The 22,500-nt window shown below is 61.6% G+C and carries 19 protein-coding genes and 1 pseudogene; 12 read left to right on the top strand and 8 right to left on the bottom strand.

Translation table 11 applies throughout. From position 1 onward, the window contains the following. Positions 1–145 precede the first annotated feature (145 nt). The 3 genes from U5775_RS29275 to U5775_RS29265 all read left to right on the top strand — a co-directional run bounded on the left by U5775_RS29275 (position 146) and on the right by U5775_RS29265 (position 2,287). On the top strand, positions 146–1,276 hold the full coding sequence (locus U5775_RS29275) for an aminomethyltransferase family protein (protein ID WP_322061606.1): 1,131 nt from the start codon (positions 146–148) through the stop codon (positions 1,274–1,276). Positions 1,277–1,303: 27 nt separating this feature from the next. Next, complete coding sequence (locus U5775_RS29270; protein WP_322061605.1) at positions 1,304–1,630, top strand: hypothetical protein; 327 nt, start codon at positions 1,304–1,306, stop codon at positions 1,628–1,630. Positions 1,631–1,735: 105 nt separating this feature from the next. Then, positions 1,736–2,287, top strand: coding sequence for a DUF3005 domain-containing protein (locus tag U5775_RS29265; RefSeq protein ID WP_322061604.1), 552 nt, complete (start codon positions 1,736–1,738; stop codon positions 2,285–2,287). Between the two features lie 105 nt (positions 2,288–2,392). Here U5775_RS29265 and U5775_RS39550 read toward each other — a convergent pair. Together U5775_RS39550 and U5775_RS29260 are read right to left on the bottom strand one after the other, a co-directional pair. Further along, positions 2,393–2,560 (bottom strand): annotated as a pseudogene (locus U5775_RS39550) (Tn3 family transposase); the annotation flags it as partial. A gap of 708 nt (positions 2,561–3,268) precedes the next feature. Beyond that, the gene (locus U5775_RS29260) at positions 3,269–4,162 is read right to left on the bottom strand and encodes a LysR family transcriptional regulator (RefSeq protein WP_322061603.1); all 894 of its coding nucleotides are present in this window, start codon (positions 4,160–4,162) and stop codon (positions 3,269–3,271) included. 105 nt (positions 4,163–4,267) lie between these two features. Here U5775_RS29260 and mdlC point away from each other — a divergent pair, with 105 nt between their 5' ends. The 8 genes from mdlC (at position 4,268) to U5775_RS29220 (ending at position 14,608) form a co-directional block, all read left to right on the top strand. Then, complete coding sequence (mdlC, locus tag U5775_RS29255) at positions 4,268–5,848, top strand: benzoylformate decarboxylase (RefSeq protein WP_322061602.1); 1,581 nt, start codon at positions 4,268–4,270, stop codon at positions 5,846–5,848. A gap of 196 nt (positions 5,849–6,044) precedes the next feature. Further along, positions 6,045–7,508, top strand: a complete 1,464-nt coding sequence (locus U5775_RS29250; RefSeq protein ID WP_322061601.1) for a benzaldehyde dehydrogenase — start codon at positions 6,045–6,047, stop codon at positions 7,506–7,508. Between the two features lie 195 nt (positions 7,509–7,703). Beyond that, positions 7,704–8,057: a RidA family protein gene (locus U5775_RS29245; protein WP_322061600.1), complete on the top strand. Its 354-nt coding sequence runs from the start codon at positions 7,704–7,706 to the stop codon at positions 8,055–8,057. A gap of 65 nt (positions 8,058–8,122) precedes the next feature. Next, on the top strand, positions 8,123–9,355 hold the full coding sequence (locus tag U5775_RS29240; RefSeq protein ID WP_322061599.1) for an FAD-binding oxidoreductase: 1,233 nt from the start codon (positions 8,123–8,125) through the stop codon (positions 9,353–9,355). 196 nt (positions 9,356–9,551) lie between these two features. Continuing rightward, positions 9,552–10,709, top strand: a complete 1,158-nt coding sequence (locus tag U5775_RS29235) for a branched-chain amino acid ABC transporter substrate-binding protein (RefSeq protein WP_322061598.1) — start codon at positions 9,552–9,554, stop codon at positions 10,707–10,709. A 187-nt stretch (positions 10,710–10,896) separates the two neighbouring features. Continuing rightward, a complete protein-coding gene (locus tag U5775_RS29230) occupies positions 10,897–12,213 on the top strand; it encodes an MFS transporter (RefSeq protein ID WP_322061597.1) in 1,317 nt (438 codons plus the stop codon). A 10-nt stretch (positions 12,214–12,223) separates the two neighbouring features. After that, positions 12,224–13,654, top strand: coding sequence for a D-aminoacylase (locus U5775_RS29225; protein ID WP_322061596.1), 1,431 nt, complete (start codon positions 12,224–12,226; stop codon positions 13,652–13,654). 99 nt (positions 13,655–13,753) lie between these two features. Further along, a complete protein-coding gene (locus U5775_RS29220) occupies positions 13,754–14,608 on the top strand; it encodes a DUF72 domain-containing protein (protein WP_322061595.1) in 855 nt (284 codons plus the stop codon). 25 nt (positions 14,609–14,633) lie between these two features. On the opposite strand, the gene U5775_RS29215 is transcribed toward U5775_RS29220, so the two are convergent. The 3 genes from U5775_RS29215 to U5775_RS29205 form a co-directional block, all read right to left on the bottom strand. Further along, positions 14,634–15,443 carry a CHAD domain-containing protein gene (locus tag U5775_RS29215; RefSeq protein ID WP_322061628.1) on the bottom strand — a complete coding sequence of 270 codons (810 nt, stop codon included), beginning with the start codon at positions 15,441–15,443 and terminating at the stop codon, positions 14,634–14,636. Positions 15,444–15,496: 53 nt separating this feature from the next. Further along, positions 15,497–15,871: a hypothetical protein gene (locus tag U5775_RS29210; RefSeq protein ID WP_322061594.1), complete on the bottom strand. Its 375-nt coding sequence runs from the start codon at positions 15,869–15,871 to the stop codon at positions 15,497–15,499. A 283-nt stretch (positions 15,872–16,154) separates the two neighbouring features. After that, positions 16,155–16,316, bottom strand: a complete 162-nt coding sequence (locus U5775_RS29205; RefSeq protein ID WP_322061593.1) for a DUF1328 family protein — start codon at positions 16,314–16,316, stop codon at positions 16,155–16,157. Between the two features lie 416 nt (positions 16,317–16,732). On the opposite strand from U5775_RS29205, the gene U5775_RS29200 reads away from it, so the two are divergent. Continuing rightward, entirely contained in the window at positions 16,733–18,649 is a 1,917-nt protein-coding gene (locus U5775_RS29200) for an AAA family ATPase (RefSeq protein WP_322061592.1), read from the top strand. 24 nt (positions 18,650–18,673) lie between these two features. Here U5775_RS29200 and U5775_RS29195 read toward each other — a convergent pair whose 3' ends face one another. The 3 genes from U5775_RS29195 to U5775_RS29185 form a co-directional block, all read right to left on the bottom strand. Then, a complete protein-coding gene (locus U5775_RS29195) occupies positions 18,674–19,702 on the bottom strand; it encodes a hypothetical protein (protein ID WP_322061591.1) in 1,029 nt (342 codons plus the stop codon). 100 nt (positions 19,703–19,802) lie between these two features. Continuing rightward, on the bottom strand, positions 19,803–21,032 hold the full coding sequence (locus U5775_RS29190) for a DNA topoisomerase IB (RefSeq protein WP_322061590.1): 1,230 nt from the start codon (positions 21,030–21,032) through the stop codon (positions 19,803–19,805). Between the two features lie 122 nt (positions 21,033–21,154). Continuing rightward, positions 21,155–22,465, bottom strand: coding sequence for an NRAMP family divalent metal transporter (locus U5775_RS29185; protein WP_322061589.1), 1,311 nt, complete (start codon positions 22,463–22,465; stop codon positions 21,155–21,157). Between the last annotated feature and the right edge of the window lie 35 nt (positions 22,466–22,500).

The following is a 22,500-nucleotide window of genomic DNA, read 5'->3' as shown; positions in this document are numbered from 1 at the left end:
AGCGGTGCTGGCCGAGTTCGTAAAAAATGCCGGTTAAGGACACTGCGCGCGTCGCCAAGACCGGCTCGGCTGCATCGCAACTCGCCGGCCGGTCCGCGTCGCGCAGTTCGGCTATCCCTCATCGCTACTTTACGGAGCGTCATCCATGGCAAATTCGTGGCGTATTTCGGCACTCGCGGACCGTCACCGCGCGCTGGGCTCCAACCTGGAAGACTGGAACGGCATGGGCATGGCATGGACCTATGCCGCGGATCTCGCCGATCATCATGAGGCGATCCGCACCAAGGCCGGCCTCATGGATGTCTCGGGCCTGAAGAAAGTGCACTACGTTGGCCCGCACGCCGAGAGCCTGCTGAACTGGGCGACCACGCGCGACATCAGCAAGCTCTATCCGGGCAAGTCGGCCTACGCGTCGATCCTCAACGAAGACGGCAAGTTCATCGACGACTGCATCGTGTACCGCACGGGCCCGAACGCGTTCATGGTCGTGCACGGCGCGGGCACCGGCTACGAGCGCCTCGTGCGCTCCGCCCAGGGCCGCCAGGTGGCCGTGCTGTTCGACGACGACCTCCACGATCTCTCGCTGCAAGGTCCGGCCGCCGTCGACTTCCTCGCAGAGCACGTGCCCGGCATACGCGAGCTGCCCTATTTCCATCACGTGCAGACGCGCCTGTTCGGCCGCCCGGTCACGATCTCGCGCACCGGTTATACCGGCGAGCGCGGCTATGAGATCTTCTGCAAGGCCCTCGACGCGCCGTTTATCTGGGACACGATCCTCGCGAAAGGCGCGGGCTTCGGCATCATTGCCTGCGCATTCGCGGCGCTCGACTGGCTACGCGTGGAGAGCTATCTGCTGTTCTATCCCTACGATAATTCGGAAACCTATCCATTCAGCGACGAGAAGGCCGGCGACACGCTCTGGGAGCTGGGCCTCGATTTCACCGTCTCGCCGGGCAAGACCGAATTCTGCGGCGCCACCGAGCATTTCAGGCTCGCGGGCAAGGAGCGCTTCAAGATCTACGGCGTCGACGTGAGCGCATCGCGCGCCACGGCTGCGGGCGACACGTTGTGGCAGAACGGGCGCCAGGTGGGCGTCATCACCTGCGGGATGTATTCGCGGCTGACCGGGCGCTCGCTCGCCATCGCACGCGTGGGCGTCGATCAGGCGCGCGAGGGTCTCGCGCTGGAAGTCAGGGGCAGCATCGAGGCGCGCGCGACCACGGCCGCCCTGCCCTTCGACGACCCCGACAAGAAAAAGCGCACCGCGATCGGCTGAGCGCGAGTCGTCGGGAGCCGCGCAACGATGAACCGCACTGAAACGAGAGTCCTGGTCAGGCGGGTCGCGCAGTGCCGCGACCCGCAGGCCGCGCTGTCGCTGTACGAGCACAGCATGGCCGCCGGCCACACGCGCATTGCGTTGCTGCGTTATATGGATGCGCGCGATCTATCGGTGCCGATGACACAACGGCACCACGCCTACGCGTGCGCCATCGCCACCGCGCTCAGCGACCGCGAGATGGAGGCGGTCGCGCGGCAGGCGCTCAAGCGCAGCCGCGAGCGCCTGGCGCGCTGCAGTCCGCGCGTCATCCGATTCACGGACTGCACCGTGGAGCAAAGCGTTCTGCCTTAGCGTTCCAGCAAGCCGCCATGCAACGCCCGCAAAGGATGCACTTGTGCCGGGCGTGGCACGCGCCGTGCGGCCCTTTCAGGGGTAACGCACGCACAGGAGGCTCAAATGCAGAATGCCGAGCGCAAGCCCACGCAGGCGCAGCAGAAGGACATGGCGGCGCGCAGCCCCGCGAAAACACCGGCTGCCGGCGCAGCGGGGCCCGACGCCAAAACGCAGGCCCGCGAATTTGGCTCCACCACGAAGGCCGGTTCTGCAACGCCGCGCGACGTCCGCGATACGACACCGCTGCCCGAGACCCAGCCACCCGCCGAGAAGTCCGCCGACCCGCTCGCAGACGCGCGCCGCAAGATCCGCAGCGTCGAAGTGGCCGGCACGGCCGCGAGCGGGAACACCGTCGACGCCGACGGCAAGACGCTCGAAGCGCGGCGCGATATCACGGACCGGCACGACAATATCGTGAGCTCGAACGCGACGGTGGAGAACCACGTGCCAGTGTCGGCCGATGGGCTCGGCGGCTTCGACAGCCGCTTCGTCGGCGCGGTGCCGAGGGTCCGCACGCTGCCCGGCTATCGTGTCGAGGTGCAAGGCTATGTCAGCATCGAGGGCCGCAACGGCGGCCACCAGGACGTCATCATCAGTCTCGAACGCGAGGAGTGAAGGGGCACGGGAAAGCGACCATGAGCGTGGTGCGGATCGGCATTTCAGGCTGGCGCTATGGAGGGCCGGCCGGGATTCGCTAAAAATCCGCCACATCTCGCTATAAGCTGCTGATTTGAATACGAAATCGATGGTCGGATCGAGCGGCGTAACGGGGCGCAGGAGGTTCAGCAGTTTGCGCGACATCCACTGCACGTTGTACAGGATCACCATGTTCGCGACGAGGTGGTTGTACTTGATCACCTTGCGCTGCTCATGCCGGACGTTTTCCGAACTCGCGTGCGCAGTGCGTCCCCGCTCTGCGCGCCCGATGGTTCGCTGGGCGCTGCCCGAGGTGCGCCGCGCTCTTGAAACTCATGCCAGCGCCTTTGCCGAGCTCAGCGGCTGACGCCGGGTGCCGCGAGCCACGCGGGTCGAGTTGCTGCATCCACTATCAATGAGGCACAGCGACGCGATGCTCTCGCGTCATGTGAGGCCTATTAAAGTGTGCATAACATGGTAATGCAGGGAAGGAGGCTATCCTATCCCGCCTCCTGGAAGTCTCACTCAGCACGGCTCTCTCCGGAAAATCGCAATCAGATCTTATGTCTGTTGTGGCGAGCGACGTCTATGCCGCGCGCAGCAGTTTGCGTAAAGGCACTGCAGGCAACGCGCATTCCTCTTCCGGCGGCTCTCACGGGCGGATTCGGACGCTTGCGGAATCTGTTAAATCAACACAGGCTTAAAGTTGTCATAATGGCGCTCCCTCGCGCGCCGATCGCGCCAGGACTATGCTGGGCGTTGGTTTGCCTGAAGCGAAATAAACTCATCAATTCACGAGACGCGGACTATGGCAGGCACTGAAAGGCGATCGGCGTGATCGGCGTGATCGGCGTGATCGGCGTGATCGGCGTGATCGGCTGAGCGGCTGAGCGGCTGAGCGGCGGAGTGAAAAGTGTCCCGGTACAGGGGGTACCGCGTTGCGCCGGTCTATCGAACTCATCAAACGTGACTTAGAGTCCGCTTTAGTGTGTCGCAGAACCACTGCTGTGCCGCCGAGTCCTCGGCATGCGGATACCAGTACAAGTTGACCTCAAAGGGGGCGATAGGGAATGGTAAGGGCAGCACCCGCAACTTTCCGTCGCTCGTGAAAGCTTTCGCTATGCGAGTTGGAATGGTAAGAAGCAAATCTGTGGAGGCGATCACCGAAAAGAGGCTCGTGAAGTGCGGTACTCGAAGAACGATTCTCCGGCTCAGGCCCATCTCGCTCATTGCGTCTTCGACGAGGTGATGTCCCGTGAAAGGCGCAACCACCACATGATTAGCCGCCACGTAGTCGTCCAGAGTCAGTTGATCGCCGATGGCGGGATGAGACGCGCCGAGCAGACAGGAATAACTTTCGCTGAAAAGAGTCGACTTGCGCACTTGCCCGCCAACGGACTGCAGATTGCCGACGACAGCGTCTACATAGCTTGTTTGCAGCCATTGCCCGACAAGGCTGCTATCAATCTGGACGATTTCGAGTCCTACTGAAGGGGCAATAGCTTGCAGTTCGCGAATGAGAAAAGGTAGGAAATACAACTCACCCAGATCGGAAAGAGCGAGCCGAAAGGACCTCTTCGAATGCGTCGGATCGAATCCGCGCGCACCTGCAATTGCCGCTTCTATGCTGCCCAGCGCGATCTTGAAAGAACTGAATAGTTGAGTGGCGTTATACGTGGGCACCATGCCTTCGCGTGTGCGGGTAAAGAGAGAGTCGCCTAAAAGGTCCCGAAGCTTGGTAAGCGAGTAGCTAACTGAGGGCTGTGTGATGTTCAATCGTTTCGCAGCGGCACTCACACTTCGAGTCTCGTAGATAGCCACAAAGGTCCGGATGAGGTTGAGGTCCGCAGTCATGGAAAGTACCTATATAGATGACATCTATTATAAGAACAAAAAAATGATGATTGGCTTTATTCGTTCCCGGTTTGTAGCATTGCGGAACAGAAAGGAGTTGAGGCTATGAAGACTATCCACCAGGCATGCTACGAAATCCTCCGCGCTCAGGGGGTGACGACGTTCTTCGGAAACCCAGGATCCAACGAACTGCCATTTCTCAGGGACTTTCCCGGTGACTTTCGGTACATCCTAGGATTGCATGAGGGCGCCGTCGTTGGATTAGCAGACGGATTTGCGCAAGCGACTGGGCGCCCGACGCTGGTCAATCTGCATTCGGCGGCAGGCACTGGAAACGCGATGGGCGCTCTCGCAAACGCGTGGAACTCGCACACCCCGCTCGTCGTGACTGCAGGGCAGCAGGTACGCGCTATGGTCGGCGTCGAGGCGCTTTTGGCGAACGTCGACGCGGCAACGCTGCCTCGACCACTGGTGAAGTGGAGTTGCGAGCCGTCTTGCGCGCAGGAAGTGCCGTTGGCCCTCAGCAGGGCGATTCATACGGCTGGCACCGGCGCTAAGGGCCCCGTCTATCTCTCCGTTCCCTACGACGACTGGAAGGAGGCTGCCGCCCCGGGCGTCGAGCACCTCGCCGATCGACGCGTCGATGTTGCAGGACTAGCGTCGGGTTCGGTGATCGAGTCACTTGCGTGCCAGCTACATGGAGCCGCGAACCCGGCAATGGTGGTCGGGCCCGACGTTGATGCCAGCGAAGCCAACGGGTTCGCAGTGGCTCTCGCCGAGAAACTTGCGATGCCGGTCTGGATGGCGCCGTCAGCGCCGCGCTGCTCCTTCCCAACGACTCATCCATGCTTCCGGGGACTTATGCCCGCGGGCATCGCCAGCATCAGCCGACTGCTTGAAGGGCATGACCTCGTCCTGGTTGTGGGCGCCCCAGTGTTTCGATACCACCAGTACGAGCCGGGTCAGTTCTTGCCGAAAGGCACCCGCCTGCTTTCTATTACCTGTGACCTCAACGAGGCCACTCGCGCTCCTATGGGGGACGCGATCGTTGCTGACATTCGGGCAACGCTTAAGGCGCTTGCCGACGCCGTCCCGCAAACGACGCGTGCGCCTTGCGCTGCAGTACGCCGCCCGGACTCCGCGCCTGAGGAGGCAGGGCCGCTTGCTCCAGCGCGCGTGTTCGACATCATCGATGACGTGGCACCGCGCGACGCGATTTACGTCAACGAGTCTACGTCGACAACGGACGTTATGTGGCAGCGCCTGCGGATGACCGAACAAGGCAGTTACTACTTCGCTGCTGCAGGCGGCCTTGGCTTCGCACTTCCCGCCGCTGTCGGCATCCAACTCGCGAAGCCAAGGCGACGTGTCATCAGTGTGATTGGCGACGGTTCCGCGAACTACGGTATCCAGGCGCTGTGGACTGCGGCCCAATACAACATTCCAACGATCTTCATCATCATGAAGAACGGCACTTACGGTGCACTGCGTTGGTTCGCCGGAGTGCTCGAGGCGGAAAACGTACCTGGACTTGACGTGCCGGGACTTGACTTCTGTGCGCTCGCGCGTGGTTACGGGGTGGGAGCGGCGAACGTTGCTTCCAGCGATGCCCTGACGGCCGCGCTTCGACGGGCACTCGCTAGCGACAAGCCTATGCTCATCGAAGTCGAGACTCGGCCTACTTAGGCGAATGGGAACAGATGTGAGTCAGCCAGCGAACATACGCGACTTGCGTGCTTTAGCCCGAAAGCGCCCTCCACGAATGGCCAATGACTATCTGGAAGATGACGCGGAAGGCGAGTTTGATGTGCAACACATCCGCTGATTTCCCATGCTGGTAGACGTTCTGTTCGAGGCAACCTTAAGCAATACGGAGATACATATGAGCAGCAACGGTGGTTCGCGTGATTGGAACGAGAACATTTATTCGAATGGATGGCAGGCGGCTGAAGGCGGGACAGCCTTTGTCACAGAACCAGCAACGGGCCAAAGGATTGGTTCAATCGGCTTTGGTTCACCCAGGGACATTGACCACGCGGCAACGCTGGCTGCGAAAGTTCAGGAGGCTTGGAAGGCCACGCCCTTCGACCGGCGCGCCGCCATCATGCGAGAGGCAGCTCGCCTCTTACTCTCGCGCGCGCAGGAGATTAACGAATGGAACGTCCGGGAGTGCGGCTCGACTCGCCCGAAAGCTGAGTGGGAACTGCACGCGACCTACGAGCAATTGCTCATGGCCGCAGCGATGCCGATGCAGCCTGACGGCGCGCTTTATCCCTCAGCGATTCCGGGCCGGATGAATATCTGCCGTCATGTCCCCGTCGGCACGGTCGGTGTCATCGCTCCGTGGAATTTCCCGATGCTTCTTGCGATGCGCTCGGTCGCGCCCGCGCTGGCGCTGGGAAACGCAGTGGTACTCAAGCCCGACCTTCAGAGTGCTGTTACGGGAGGCCTGCTGCTCGCCAAAGTATTCGAGGATGCAGGTCTTCCCGTTGGTGTCTTCCACGTCGTTCCCGGCGGCCCTGAAACTGGCGACGCGTTGGTACGACATCCTAAGATCGGGATGATCTCGTTCACGGGCTCGACGGGAGTCGGCCGTGCAATTGGCGAAATCTGTGGTCGGATGCTGAAGAAAGTCGCGCTGGAACTCGGTGGCAATAACGCCCTTGTTGTGCTGGATGACGCGGACGTTGAAGCGGCCACCTCAAGCGGAGCATGGGGCGCCTTCTTACATCAGGGCCAGATTTGCATGCAGACGGGCCGCCACCTCGTACATCGCTCGCTTGTCGAGCAATACGCGACGCGGCTGGCCGAGCGCGCACGAAACCTTGTCGTGGGGAATCCGTACAAGGAACAGGTTCACCTTGGACCCTTGATTAACGTGAAGCAGCGCGACCGCATTAACGACATCGTCCAGACGAGCGTAAGCGCTGGCGCAACGGTCCTGGCGGGTGGTCGCTTCAACAACCTGTTCTTCGAGCCGACGGTTCTGAGCGGGGTGACCCCGGAAATGTCCGTTTTCAAGGAAGAGATTTTCGGACCGGTCGCGCCCATTACAATATTTGACGACGACGATGAGGCGGTTGCGCTCGTAAATTCTTCAGAGTACGGTCTGGCCGCAGCGATTCACACCCGGTCCATGTCGCGTGGACTTGAGTTGTCGTCGCGCATTCGCGCTGGGATGGTCCATATAAATGACCAGACAGTGAACAACGAATTCCACATTCCGTTTGGTGGCATGGGCGCATCGGGCAATGGTGGCCGATTCGGCGGTCCGGCGAACGTTCATGAGTTCACGCAGACCCAATGGGTAAGTGCTACAGATGGCCCCATTCAGTACCCCTTCTGAATCGACCTCGTCCGGTTCGGCTTGTCAGCATATGGAGAAAGCGCCGATCTACCTATTGCGCATTTCCCCGGGTCCGAAGAGTCCGGACCGTTTTCATCAGGAAGACATTGGCGCCCGCGTCTCAAGCCGGGACGAACATGTCGCCGCAAATCAACCCAACCGGTAGTGAGCTACCGGGCCATCGAGGGTGTAAGCATGAGCAGACAGATTGAACGGCTGGAAACAAGTGCACGTATGAGCCAGGTAGTGATCGCAAACGGCATCGTGTACCTATCGGGCCAAGTCCCCGAAACAGCAGGAGCGGCCATTGAGGTACAAGCCACCGAGATTCTCAATCGCATTGACAGATTGTTGGCGTCAGCCGGTGTGGGCAAGACCGCGCTGTTGACGGCCAATGTCTGGCTGAGCGACCCCAAACATTTCGATGCCTTCAACGGTGTCTGGGACGCCTGGATCGCCGAGGGGCATGCCCCTACCCGTGCATGCGTGACCTCAGTCCTTATGAAGCCGGGCCTCGACGTCGAGATTGCCGTGACGGCTCTCGCCTAATCGGCAAAGCACAGGCTCAAACCAATCGAGCAGTTTGCGTGATGGATGAAGGGAGGAATACGACGATGAAGTTTGATGCAATTGTTCTTGGCGGCGGCATCGTCGGCACCTCCGTGGCGCTGCAACTCCAGCGCCGCGGCGTCAAGGTAGCATTGGTGGACCGCAAAGCGCCGGGCAATGAGACTTCGCTCGGAAATGCTGGTCTTATCCAGCGCGAGGGTGTTTATCCATACGCGTTCCCTCGCGATTTTGCTTCGCTGGCGCGCTACGCCGGCAACCGCGCAACGGACGCCCGCTATCATCCGATGGCGATACCGAAACTGGCGCCGTTCTTGTTTAAGTATTGGCATCACTCGCGTGCTGACCGGCATGCGCAGATTGCGAAGGCTTACTCGACACTGATAGAGCATAGCGTGTCGGAGCATCGAGCGTTAATTGAAGCCGCCGGTGCTCAAAATCTGCTGAGAAAGGGTGGTTGGATAAAGGCATTTCGCACGAATCGGGCGTTCGAAAATGCGGTCGTCGAAGCATCGCGATGGGCAGACGAATATGGTGTTGAATACGACATCTTGCAGGACGATACTTTGCGTCGAGCAGAACCATCGATTAGCTCAGTCCTGCGCGCTGCGGTCCGCTACTCTGCTTCCGATTCGGTGAGCGACCCAGCCGGTCTCGTGGATGCGTATGCGAAACTATTCGAACAACTGGGCGGAACAATCCTCCTTGGTGACGCCTTTACGTTGCAGCCGGGTTGGCGCGTCAATACCCAGTCGGGCATGGCTGAAGCGGAATACGTTGTCCTCGCGATGGGACCGTGGTCAGGAGATTTGACCTCGAAACTGGGGTATTCGCTGCCGCTCGAAGTCAAACGCGGCTACCACATGCACTACGCTGCGCAGCCCGGCGCGACTCTGAACCAACCGGTCCTGGATGCCGAAGTCGGTTACATGATTACGCCGATGCTCCGGGGCATCAGACTGACAACCGGGGTGGAACTCGGATTTCGCGATTCTCCCAAAACGCCTGTTCAACTTGAGGCCGTCGAACCGATTGCGCGAGACGTCTTCCCACTCGGGGAGCGGCTCGACGCCGAGCCATGGCTTGGGCGTCGCCCCTGCACGCCTGACATGATGCCAGTGATTGGGCCAGCGCCGCACCATAAGAATCTCTGGTTCGCGTTCGGACATGCTCACCACGGTCTGACGCTGGGCCCCATCACCGGGCGAGTCATTGCCGAAGCGATTACGGGCGAAGCCGCGACCGTTGATCTAAGGCCGTTCCGCGCGGACCGGTTCTGAATATTTCCTCGAGCTCTTTTAATTCTCATATGAGAATTATTTTTGCCGGTTATATGACTGTTTCGATGGACAAAAATAACTAGGACGCCAGGCCAAAGAAACGACGGCTCTCGAGATATATGTGATATGTATTCCTAATCGATTGGCAAAAAATAGATATTTGTTGGAAACGTCGGAATTTTTTTGGAGAAGCGACATGTTTCATCGAGCTAAACGTTCTATGCCGGTTGTAGGTTCGCTCATAGCCGCACTCGCTGCAACCGCATCGACGAATGCGTGCGCGGAAGATGTTGTGGCCAAGATTGCGGTGGCTGGGCCTACTACAGGTCAACTCGCCAGTCTCGGCAAAGATGTACAAAACAGCGGTGAACTGGCAATCGAGGCGCTAAACGCCAAGAACATCATGATGAACGGGAAACGGGTCCGGTTCGAACTTGTTGCGGCAGACGACGGTGCAGACCCTCGCATTGGTACCATCATCGCCCAACGCCTCGTCGATGAACATGTCGTTGCTGTCGTCGGTCATATCAACTCGGGGGTCGCCATTCCCGCCTCGCGAATCTATAGCCAGGCTGGCATTCCGTTCATCTCGAGTGGCGCTTCAAACCCCATGCTCACGGCCCAGAACCTCAAGAGCACTTTCCGCGTAGTTGCTGACGATAACGCGCAAGCCCGCGGAATGGTCCAATTTCTTATCGGGCAGTTGAAAGCGAAGCGCATTGGTCTGGTAGACGATAGAACTGCATACGGGCAGGGTCTCGGCGACCAGGTTGCCAAAGACGCAGGCGCAGCAGGAATTGCGGTGACGCGAGAGTTCACGAACGATAAAGCTGTCGACTTCCGGGCCATCCTCACGTCGCTAAAATCGGTTCATCCGGACGCTATTGTGCTAGCCAGTACCGACGCCATCGCATCCCCCTTCGTCAAGCAGATGAAGACGCTCGGCATGACGCGGGTTCGCTTTGTCGGCGGCGACGGAATCTGTACTGAAAATTGGGTGCGCGTGGCGGGCGCTGCAGCCGAAGGCGAGTATTGCACGCAGACAGGTGCGCCGTTCGACCAACTTCCCGGCGCCAGGGAGTTTGAGCAAAACTATCAGGCTCATTTCCACCAGTCCCCGCAATACTTCGGGCCATACACTTACGACAGCGTCATGGTGGTTGGTGAGGCAATACAGAAGGCAGGCTCGCTCGACCCAGCAAAGGTCACCGAAGCGTTGCATGCTGTCGATTACACCGGTGTGACTGGCAGGATCGCGTTTGACAGTAAGGGGGACCAAAAGTATGCAGCCGTTTCGGTCTACCAGGTCAAGTCGCAGAAGATTACGTCGCTGGGTGTGATTGGAAAGATGTAACGCAATTCCACCCTCGTAGCCTCCTCTGGGCGGGCGCCAACCCTTCCGAATCGAACTGCGATGCTACCAATTCAACGAGGTTGGCTCGCGGCCGGGACGGTGCCAGTGGAGAGATAAAGATCGGCGTCAAGGCTTAGTTCAAAAGCCGACTTTGACCTCTTCCTGTTCCGTAGAAATGGAGAAAAACATGGATGCCCAGATTTCGAGTTCCTTATCTTATAATAAATCATGCTATAGAAAAATCACCAAACGTCTGGTGCCTTTTCTATTTGTTTGTTATGTGTTTGCCTATCTAGACAGAATAAACATCGGCTTCGCGAAGCTACAGATGCTGGACAGTCTGCGAATCAATGAGGCTGCATACGGTGTTGCGGCTGGAGTGTTCTTTCTCGGCTACGTTCTCTGCGAGATTCCGAGCAACTTGTTGATGGCAAAAGTCGGCGCGCGCAGGACGTTTTCAAGAATCATGTTGTTGTGGGGAACGGTGTCGATGTGTATGGCGCTTGTAGAGGGTCACTATTCCTTGTACATCCTCCGATTCCTTCTGGGGGTATTCGAGGCGGGCTTAGCACCAGGCGTTGTCCTTTACTTGACGTTCTGGTTCGGTCCGCAGCAACTCGGAAAAGTCATGGCGATTTTCATGTCTTCAGCAGCATTGGCTGGAGCCATAGGCGGTCCGCTATCGAGCTACATCATGGTATCGCTGAACGGCGCACTGGGCCTCGCAGGATGGAAATGGATGTTCATCCTTCTAGGCGCGCCTCCTATCTTGCTGGGATTCTTGGCAATGTTCGTTATATTCGACAAGCCTGACGATGCGAGCTGGCTGTCCGATAGCGAAAAGAAGATGGTTCGGGCCAACGTGAACGAAAGAGTAAAGAGCGAAAATCATTTCGGGCGGTCCGCCTTTACGGATCCTCGCGTTTTCGCGATGTCAGCATGCTATTTCGGCCTGATCTGCGGAGTCTACGCCATCACTTTCTGGTTACCCAGCATCATCCAATCCGCCGGTGAGACCGACACCCTCAAGATCGGCCTATATTCGGCGATTCCGTACCTTCTGGCCGTGGTCTTTATGATCCTGATCGGGCGCAGCTCGGACGCCCGCAAAGAGCGGGTTCGGCATAGTGCGTATCCGGCGCTCGTTGCAGCAGCTCTGCTCGGTGGCGCTATCTATTTTAACGGCAGTTTTTTTGTATCGATGGCAGCTATTTCACTGGCCACTGCCTGCATCTACGCATCGTACTCCGTGTTCTGGACGATTCCATCTGAATACTTTGGGAAGGCGGCCGCGCCGGGCGGCATCGCTCTTGTCAATACCATCGGCTTGTTGGGTGGCTGGGTCAGTCCGAGCGTCATTGGTTTTATCAAGCAAAGCAGCGGATCCTTGTCGCTTGCGCTGCTGACATTAGCGGCAACACTTGCTATCGCGGCGGTTGGCATTCTGGTGCTCGGAAGCGTCCTGCGCCGGGCTGCCGCGCGTGCGAACATGACGAGTCAATAGGGGAAGCGCTATGTTCGACTGGATACTTTCGGGTGGGTTGGTGATTGATGGCAGCGGTGGCGAGCCGTACAAAGCCGATATCGGGATCGAAAGCGATGTCATAACAGCCATCGGCGATCTAGGGCGCGCGGATAGTCGGGAGCGAAAGGATGTTGCCGGAAAAGTAGTCGCGCCAGGATTCATCGACGTCCATACGCACGATGATCGTGCACTGCTGGTCAATCGTGATATGGACGAAAAGATCAGTCAGGGTGTCACCACGGTGGTGGTCGGTAACTGTGGGATCAGCCTTGCGCCGTTGCGGCGTAGAGAGATTCCGCCACCGTTGAATATTGTCGGCGAATCGGAGTGGTTCAAATACGATACGTTCGCTGAGTATCTAGCAGATCTAGACCAGCATCCCGCTGCAGTGAACGCTGTGCCGCTCGTCGGTCTGACTTCGCTTCGCGCCGGTGCGCTCGATGATTTGACGCTTCCGGCAAGCGAAGCACAAATCGCAGTAATGAAGCAAGGGCTTGTCGATTCGATGGAGGCGGGGGCCTTCGGTGCATCGTGTGGTACGTTTTATCCTCCCGCAGCCGCGGCTGATGCTGACGAAGTGATTGGTGTTGTCGAGCCGTTGGGTCGGTACGATGCGATTCTCAGCGTTCACCTGCGTGACGAATCCGACGGGATTCTGGAGTCGCTAGCGGAGGCGGCCCACATTGGCACACGCACAGGTGCGCGCATTGTGATTTCGCATCACAAGCTGGTTGGCATCAACAATCACGGTCGTTCCACCGAGACGCTCAAATTCATTCAAAACAATTTCGCTGCCAATCGTTACGGCGTGGACTGTTATCCCTACGACGCAGCGTCAAGCATGCTGCTTCCCAAGCTGATCGAACTTTCATCCGAATCGTATATCACTTGGTCGGAAGGTTGTCCCGAGTGCGCCGGCATGAAATTTGACGACGCTGTCAGGCATCTGGGTGTCGCTCGTGACGCGGCAATTGAGCAGTTGCAACCGGCGGGCGCTGTCTATTTCATGATGCGAGATGATGATGTGCAGCGGATTTTGGCATATGAAAAGACGATGGTCGGATCCGATGGATTGCCGCACGATCTTCATCCTCATCCTCGTCTATGGGGCAGCTTTCCTCGTGTTTTCAGCCGGTACGTACGGGATATCCCGCTGTTGAGTATGGAGACTGCAGTGCGAAAGATGACGGGACTAACGTCTGATACGTTCTCTTTAGCGAAACGCGGATACCTGCGCGAAGGCTACTATGCCGACGTCACGGTTTTTGATCCTGCTGTCATCTCAGACTTGGCAACGTACGAACAGCCTAACGTCCGCTCGGTGGGAATTGAGCATGTCTGGGTAAATGGCCGCCCGGCGATGCTCGATACGTATCGCCTCCCGGACAGGTGCGGTCGAACGCTACGACGGAACAGGTAGTACAGTCGGAGGAACCGGGCCGGCGGATACGTAGACGAGAGCGTGCAAAATCTGGGGAAGCTTCCGGGGAGGGCTCGATCGGTCGATCAATTTCTCCAGTTGGATCAGTGGTTTAACTGGAGATGTGGCGGATTTTTTGCAAATCCCGGCCGCCCCTCCTATGCGGGCTGGCGCGGCACGTTCTATCCGCAGCGCTGGCCGCAAAAGCGCGAGCTCGAATTCGCGGCGCGCGCGGTGCAGACCATCGAAATCAATGGCACGCATTACAGCCTGCAATCGCCGGCCGCGTTCCAGCGCTTTCGCGACGAGACGGCGACACTCGCCTGCGCGAACTTCTTCGCCCAGGGGCTGCTCGCGCTGAACGAAAAACTCGGCCCCTTGCTCTGGCAGTTCCCGCCGAACTATGCGTTCGACGCCGGCCGCTTCGAGCGCTTTCTCGCGTTGCTGCCGCCCGATACGGAAGCCGCCGTCCGTCTCGCGAAGCGCCACGACGCGCGCGTGGGCGCGCCGTGGCTCGCGATCGATTGCAATCGGTCCATGCGCCATGCCGTCGAAATCCGCCACGCGAGTTTTCTCGTGCCCGCGTTCGTCGATTTGCTGCGACGCTATCGCATGGCGCTCGTGGTATCGGACTCGACCGAACCATGGCCCTATGCCGAAGACGCCACGGCCGACTTCGCCTACGCGAGGCTTCACGGTTCGACGGGAAAATATGCGGGCGCCTATAGCGATGCCGCGCTCGACGAGTGGCACCCCCGCTTCAAGGGATGGGGCGAAGGCAAGCCCGTCTCCGGTGCGCAGCTCATCGCGCCCGCGCCGAAGGCTCGCGACCGCCGGCCGCGCGACGTCTACTGCTATTTCGACAACGACCAGAAGACCGAGGCGCCCTTCGATGCGCATCGGCTGATGACGCGTTTCGGGTTCGCACGGGAACCGTTGGCGCGAGGCCAATGAAACGACAAAGAGACGACCCCGATATTCAGCCGAGCGCCTTGGAGGCCGCGCGGCGGCGGCGCCGGCTTTCCTTGCGAAGCTTCTTGAGCGCTACTTGCGCCGTGGCATCGTCGGGAAAGACATCGCGGTGGTCGTCCAGAAGCCGCCCGGTGGCCACCGAATCATTCAGGTTACCGAAACTTTTCTGAATTTTCTTCAACGCTTTCAGGCGCTTCTTGTAACCATGCGCGGCCATCGGTGCAAAGAATTCCAGCAGGTAGCGCAACTTCTTCGCGCCCTTGCGCACGTCGTGCCAGGCGGCGTATTCGCTCTTTCCCGCCTTGCGTGTGCGACGGATGCGCTTGCGCAGCGCGTCGCGCGCAGCCCGCACGCGTTTGCGCGCGTAGGGCCTGGCTGGCTTGAGTCCGCGCGCGGTGTTCAATTCGCCGTGCACCTGGCGCATCAGGTCCGGCAGGCTGTGCTTGAGATCGGCGGCTGACAACGTGGCGACGAGGCGTTCGCGCGCTGCGCGGCGCTGGGCTTCCAGCCGCTCGCGCTGCAGCCCGATGCCTTCGGCGTCGAGCTGCTGGACCGCGATGTCCCAGTCGCGCACCTCGCCCGCCGTCACCGCCACGCGCCGGAGGAACGCGCGCTCGCGTTCGACGGCGTCGCGATCGAGCAGCGGCCGCCACGCCCACAGCAGCGTGCGCAGGCGCCGTAGCGCCACGCGCAGCTTGTGAACGTCTTCCGCGTCGCGGGCCGCACGCGCGCCATACCGGCGCGCTTCGTCCACGAGCGGCTTTGCGAGGCGGGCGAATTGCGTCCGGGCATCGCCGTGCTGGTGGGTGTCATTCATCATCGTTGCCCGGTGGCTTCGCGTCCCATGCGTTCATCGATTGCATGGCGCACTTATGGCGACGTGTTCGGCGTCGAGCGGCCCATATTGCCGCCGTTCGTGGTGCCACCGCCCTGATATGTCGAGGGCGCGGGGTTGGGCGTCGCGCCCGTGCCGGTCCCCATGCCGCCGCCGGTGCCGGTCACGCCAGGCGAGCCATAGCCGCTGTCGTTGGCGTTCGGGACCATACCCGCGGCTCCGCCCGCGTTCCCGCCGCCCGCGCCGGTGCCGCCGCTCTGGCCGCTACCCATTGCGCCCGCGCCGGCCCCTCCGCCGACTCCCATCCCCGCGCCGCCGCCTGTCCCGGCGCCGTCGCCCGCACCCGCGCCGCCCGCGGCATAGGCCGCTCCGGATAGCAACAACGCAATCGCACATGCCGCGGTTTTCATCGTCGAGTGTCTCATCAGTCGTACCTCTCGAAAGCTGGATTTGGAAATGCGACGCCCATACCGCAGGAGCGCCGCGCTCGAAACTATTCGCGCAAGCTCCATGCCGCAGACGTTCGTCAGCAGGAATTCATCAGGAAATAAGGACTGCGTGCGAATCGGGCTTTCAGCGAGGGATTCGTCGCATGAGAGGACAGCAGGCGAGCTCGATTGCCGCCTTAAAAAACGAAACGCGGGCGGCTCGGCGAGCGCCCGCGCGAAACTCAAATCATGACCACCGGCACCTTCACCGTCGCATGAGACCCATCACCAGCGTAACGAGGAAAATGACGAGGAAAATAACGAACAGGATCTTCGCGATGCTCGCCGCGCCCGCGGCAATACCCCCGAAGCCGAGCGCGGCAGCGACGATGGCGATAATGAAAAAGACCAGCGCGTAATAAAGCATGATGTGTCCTCCGTCGGATGTGGTGTTCCTGTGTGGGAGATGCATGGACGGCGTCTTGGGGTGAGCAAACGCCGTTCCTGATCCGCCAATCCGATACGGCGCGTTATTTTTCGGCACCCTAAATGCCACTAAAACAGTGACCCACTGCGCAAAGGGGAATCAACCCTGATAAAACATCGCTCGAATCGGGAAATAACCGGTATTTATCTACCAGTCCGCCTTTTTGAGCATGATGCAACGCTGGCATAATCACAGAGTGCGATGCGAGTTAAAAGGGTCGCCCCCGCATTGCGTATCACCTCATCTGCGCTGGAACGACATTGCCTGCCGAGCCCCGCCGCGGGCATCGCTCATCGGGTGTCTCCCGTCCCGCCATAGATTCTCCATTGCGGCCCCACGCAGGAATTGATCGATTAATGAAACCGGTAAGGAATTCGCTCAGGTCGAAGTTGGGCCGACGCGTGGTATTCGGTGTCTGCACGGCCGCGCTCGTGATGACGATGGGCTGCCTCTACTGGTGGCACGAAGCGGGGCAGGCGAAACTGCAGCCCGCGGCGCTGGGCGGCATCGCCAGCGAAATGCGGCACGACGCATCGGCGTGGGCGAATCGCGAAGAAGATGCCTCGCAATTGCTGCGCGATGTTCAGAGCCGCGACATCGCCGCGATCGGCGTGAGTCGCGATGCGATTCTCGTCTCCACGCTTCAGGGCAAAAAATATTATGTGGCCGATCACAACGGCACATTTTCGAACGCGCTGTTGCGCAGTGAGCTGAAGCCGGGCGCCCCCTCGCGCTGGCAGCTCGTCTGGCTGCCCGACGCCAACATGCGCACCGGCCTCGCGCGCTGGACGCCCGTGTTCGACCATCTGCGCGACACGCTGAGCCTGCTGCTCCCGGTGCTGATGCTCGGCGGCCTGCTCTGGTTCATGCGGCGCGAGATGAACGGCGGCACGCAACTGCTGGGCGAGTCGCCCACGCTGCGTTTCGATGACGTGATCGGCGCGGGCGAAGCGAAGACCGCGCTCGCCGACGTATGCGCGTGGCTCACCGAGCCCGCGCAGTTCACGGGCATGGGCGTGCGCGCGCCGTGCGGCATCCTGATGACGGGCGGGCCCGGCGTCGGCAAGACGCGGCTCGCGCAGGCGCTGGCAGGCGAATGCGGCGCCAGTTTCATCGCGATCACGGGCAGCTATTTCAGCGCGAAGTATTACGGCGTCGGCATCCAGAAGGTCAAGCGGCTGTTCGAGCTCGCGCGCAAGCATGCGCCCACGGTTATTTTCATCGACGAGGCCGACGGTCTCGGCAAGCGCACCGATACCGGCGGCGGCCCGGTCGAGGCGGAAAGCAATCGCATCATCAACCAACTGCTCGCGGAGATGGACGGCTTCGCCTCGAACGAAGGCGTGATCGTGGTCGCGGCGACCAATCATCCGGACAATCTCGACGAAGCGCTGCGCCGCCCCGGGCGTTTCGATCGCACGGTGCAGGTGCGCCTGCCCGACCTCGAAGATCGCACGGCCATCCTGCGTTTTTACGCCGCCAAATTGAAGCGCAAGGCCGACGATATCGATTTCGGCCAACTCGCGCGTCTGACCACGGGGCTCTCGCCGGCCACGCTTGCGATGGTCGTCAATCAGGCGGGGCTCGTCGCGCGCAAGGCCGGCGAGCGCGAAGTGGCCGCCGCGCATTTTCTCGAAGCGATCAAGATTGCCCGCATCGGCGACATCAACGGTGCCGAGCGCGCGCTCTCGGATGAAGAACGCGAGCGTATCGCCGTTCACGAAGCCGGTCACGGTCTCGTCGCGGCACTGCTAGGCACCGGCGTGCTGGAGGAGGTCACGATCCTGCCGCGCGGCGGCGCGCTCGGCGTCGCGCTGATCACGAAGATGCAGGACAAGTACCTGTACCGCGAATCGGAAATGCGCAATGAAATCCAGGTGCTGCTGGGTGGCCGCAATGCGGAGCTGCTGAGGTTCGGCGAAGCGTCGAGCGGCGCGGCGCAGGACCTTCAGGAAGCGTCGCGCATCGGCCTCGACATGGTGTCCAAGCACGGCCTGAACGCCGACGGCAATCTGTTCAGCCTCGCGGCCCTGCCGCAGCAGGTCGCCGGCCTGCAACTGAAGGCCGCGATCGAACACGCGAACGTGTTGCTGCGCGATCTCGACGACGCCTGCCTCGCGCTGCTGCGCGCGAACGAGCCGGTGCTGCGCGCGATCGCCGATCAATTGCTCGAATCGGAAACCGTGCCCGGCGAAACGGTTTATCGCCTGATCCGCGAGCACGACGCGGCCGTGGCGTGCGCTCAGGCGATTACCGAGGCAGCGGCCGCGTGAGAGTGGGGATGGGAAGCGGTGGCGTCAGTGTCTCGTCACGCGCTCCCAACCGTGCCGCATGGCAAGCTTGAATCGCTCCCAGCCGCTTTCATGCAGGTGGCTTCGCTCGTCTTGCATCGGCTGCACCGGCGTGACGCCGCTGCGTGCGTGAGTGCGCCGATAGCGGCCGTCTGACGACGCGTTGGCCTTCGCATAGCTGGCGTCGTAGTCCTTCGGGAATCCGCCGCGGTAGGTTCCGTCGTCGAGCGGGGCTCCCATCAGCGGGTCACCGAGGCCTTTGGCCGAGGTCTGCTGCGGCGTTTTCATCGCGCTCGCGCCGCCATCGTGCGGGGACGCGGCGCGGCTCACTGCGTGGCCTGCGGGATCATCAGGAGTCCGTTCGGTTCCCGCCGTAGTGTGCGGGACTCCCAGTGTCCCCGGTGTCCGCCGCTCTCGCTCCAGCGGCGGATGCGCGCCGGGTTCCTCCGTGCGCGTCGTGACCTGCTGCATGCCGCCGGTCGTCGACGAGAAGGCCGTGTGCCGCGCTTCAGTTCTCGCGGCGGCAGACGCGGTGCCGTCGCCGTGCAACCCGCTCGTTGATTCGTGCCCAGCGGAAGGCGCATGGCCCGTCAAGCCCGCATGCCGTTGCGCGTCGGCCGACCAGGCGGCTTGCGCAGGCCCTCTCCCCCACGCCCGACTACGCTCGTCGATATCGGCCGCGCCCGCGCGGCGCATCACCTCGCGAGCCAGCTCCACCTGCATCTCCGGCACATCGGCGCTGACGATCGCTCCGCCTCGGCGGATGAACTCCTTGTAATCCTCGGTTTCCGGCGGATATTCGCCCTGATTGAATAGTTGTGCGAATAACCGGTCGAGCTGATCGAATACGGGAGCGCGAGGATGCACACTCGCGCTGCCCGGCGCGTAGACACGCGGCCCTTTTTCGATGGGCGCGGCCACCGACGTCGAATAAACGGCAATATCGGCCGGCGCCACGCCGGCCTCGCCCAGCGCACGCTGAGCCGAACAGGCGTCCGCGTAGCTGTCGTATACGCCCAACACGGTTTGTCTCATGACTCTCTCCTTCCAACCGGCATGCCTCGGTTTCGCCAACACGCGAACCCCTTGAACGACGGGCGCAACGTGCGTGCCCAGACGAAACGCACGCGCGGCTTTATCGGGCGGTCACGGCGCCGGCGCCCGTCTCGCGGCTCGACGCCTCGGGCAGCCCGGCGAGCCTCGCGGTGCCCGATGCGGTGCGCTTGCGGTTGCGGTTGCGAGCAAGCGCCGGTTTCGCTTGTTTCGCTGCCCTCGCGGCTTTCGCCCGGCGCCTGGCATCGCTCTCCAGAAAAATCACGAGCGCGGCCTCGTCGGCACGCAGCCCGCGGCGGCGCGGCGCCGTGATCGGCGCGCACAGTTCGCCGGCCTCGAACGCCTCGATCAGCGCGGGATGCACATAGCACTTGCGGCAGACCGCCGGCGTATTGCGCAGCAGTTGCGAGACCGCCTTGATCGTCCCGACGACGTGCTTGCGCGCCTCCGTGACCGTCTCCCATTCGAGCTTCCTGAGCGCCGCGAGCGCGAAGACGCTGCCGGCCCAGGTCCGGTAATCCTTCGCCGTAAAATCGGCGCCGGTGATCTCGCGCAGATAGTCGTTGATGTCCGACGAGTTGACGGGATGGCGCGCGCCCTCGTCGTCGAGATACTGGAACAGCTCCTGTCCGGGCAGATCCATGCAGCGCATCACGATCCGCGCGAGCCGTGCATCGCTGAGCGCCACGTCGTGCTCGATGCCGCTCTTGCCGCGAAACTTGAAGCGCAGCGTGCCCGACGACACCTTGAGGTGCTGCTTGCGCAGCGTCGTCAGGCCATACGAGCGGTTCTCGCGCGCGTATGCCTCGCTGCCGACGCGAATCAGGGTTTTATCGAGCAGGCACACCACGGTGGCGAGCACGCGGTTTCGCGGCATGCCGGCGAGCGCGAGATCGCGCGCGACGCGGGCGCGCAGCTTCGGCAGCATGGCGCCGAAGGCCGGCAGGCGCTCGTACTTGTTGGCGTCGCGCGTTTCGCGCCAGCGCGGATGGTAGCGATACTGCTTGCGGCCGCGCGCGTCGCGGCCCGTCGCCTGCAGATGGCCACGCGGGTCCGGGCAGATCCAGACATCGGTATAGGCGGGCGGAATGGCGAGCGCATTGATGCGGGCGATTTCCGCTTCGTCGTCAATCTGCTTGCCGCGCGTATCGAAGTAGACGAATGCGCCGTCGCGCCGCTCGCGTGTGTAGCCGCGACGCGAGTCGTCGACATAGCGCAGGCCTGCGGGGAGCCCTTCGGGGCAGGCGCCTGGGCCGGTCGTGGGGACGACGGCTCCGCCCGTTCCCGCGGCTGTTCCTGCGCCTCTGCCCATATCGCACGCAGCGGCTTTTGCAGCCCTCTTTGGTCTTCGCATCACGGCGCGCCTCCACCAGTTCGCCTCATGGCCGGGTTTCGAGCAACGCGCGTGCCTTCATCGGAACGGCAAGCGAGCCTTCAGAGAAACGGCAAAACGGTATGAGCGGTCAACGCGGCCCCCGTCGCAATGACCGCCAGCCAGCTCAACGCACGCACGAATCCATGGGATTTCATCGTGCCGACGGCTTCCGGGTGGCCGCTCAGGAGCACGAGCAGGATGAGCACGGGCGTCACCGTCATGCCATTGGTCAACGCACTCCAGTAACAGGCCTTCACCGCATCCACGCCCCACGCGCCAAGCAGCACAGCGATGGCCGCGCTCAACGCCATGAGCCCGAGCAGCACGACGGCGATACGGCGGTCGCGCCTGTGTCCGCGCGGCCAGCCGAACGAGCTCGCCGCCGCGTGCGCCGCCGAGCCGGCCAGCGGCGGCAGCGCGAGCAGCGCCGTGCCGATGAGCGCGAGACCGAGGACCTGCGAGGCATAGCCATGCGCGACCGGCGCAATGACCTTCGCGGCGTCGCCGACCGAGTTCAGCGGCAGGTGCCGCGCGTGCATCGTCGCGGCCGAGGCGCAGAGAATCAGTGCGCCGGCCGCGTTGGATAGCACGGTGCGAAGCTGCGTTTCGCGGCGTATTTTCCGCAACTGATCGGGGTCCTCGCGCGGCAGCGCACGATCGGCATGGCGCGGCGCCGCATCGTGGGTCCGCTCCTCGACCTCGGCTTCGGCCTGCGAGAACAGCAGATAGGGACTGACGGTCGTGCCGAGCACGGCAACCAGCATGCCGATGAAGCCCTCCGACCACGTCACGTCCGGCACCAGCGCGCGCCATCCCGCCATCCGCCATTGCACATCGACCACGAGCAGCGTGCCCGCATAGCAGAACAACGCGACGCAAAGCCACTTCACGACGCTCGCGTAGCGCACATAGGGCACCCACCATTGGAGCGCCAGCGATCCGGCGGCGAAGGCGAGCGTGAACAGCTCGACAGGTCCACGGAAAATCTGCTGTGCGCCTTCGCCCATCGCCAGCATGTCGGCGGCCATGTTGAGCGTATTCGCCAGAAGAAAGCGCGCGACCGCGAGCACGAACAACCAGCGCGAATAATGGACGCGCATGTTTTCCGTGAGGCCTTTGCCGGTGACGGCGCCCACGCGCGTCGCGAGCAACTGGAGCGCGACCATCGACGGATACGAGAGCACGCATATCCATAGCAGTCCGAAGCCGTATTGCGCGCCCGCCAGCGAGTAAGTGAGGATGCCGCCCGGGTCGGTGTCGGCACCGGTGGTGGCGAGCCCCGGACTCATATTGACGGCCCACGCATGCGCCGGACGATCGCCATGCTTCAACGCGCGGCCTCGCGGCCACAGGACTCGGCTGATTTTCATGAAGGCAAGGGCATATCTTTCGTCGAAGGCGGGAC

Origin of the sequence: Paraburkholderia sp. J63 (assembly GCF_905220245.1) — a bacterium.
Taxonomy (GTDB): domain Bacteria; phylum Pseudomonadota; class Gammaproteobacteria; order Burkholderiales; family Burkholderiaceae; genus Paraburkholderia.
Note: the sequence above shows the minus strand (reverse complement) of the source record. Positions and strands in the feature narration are given on the sequence as shown.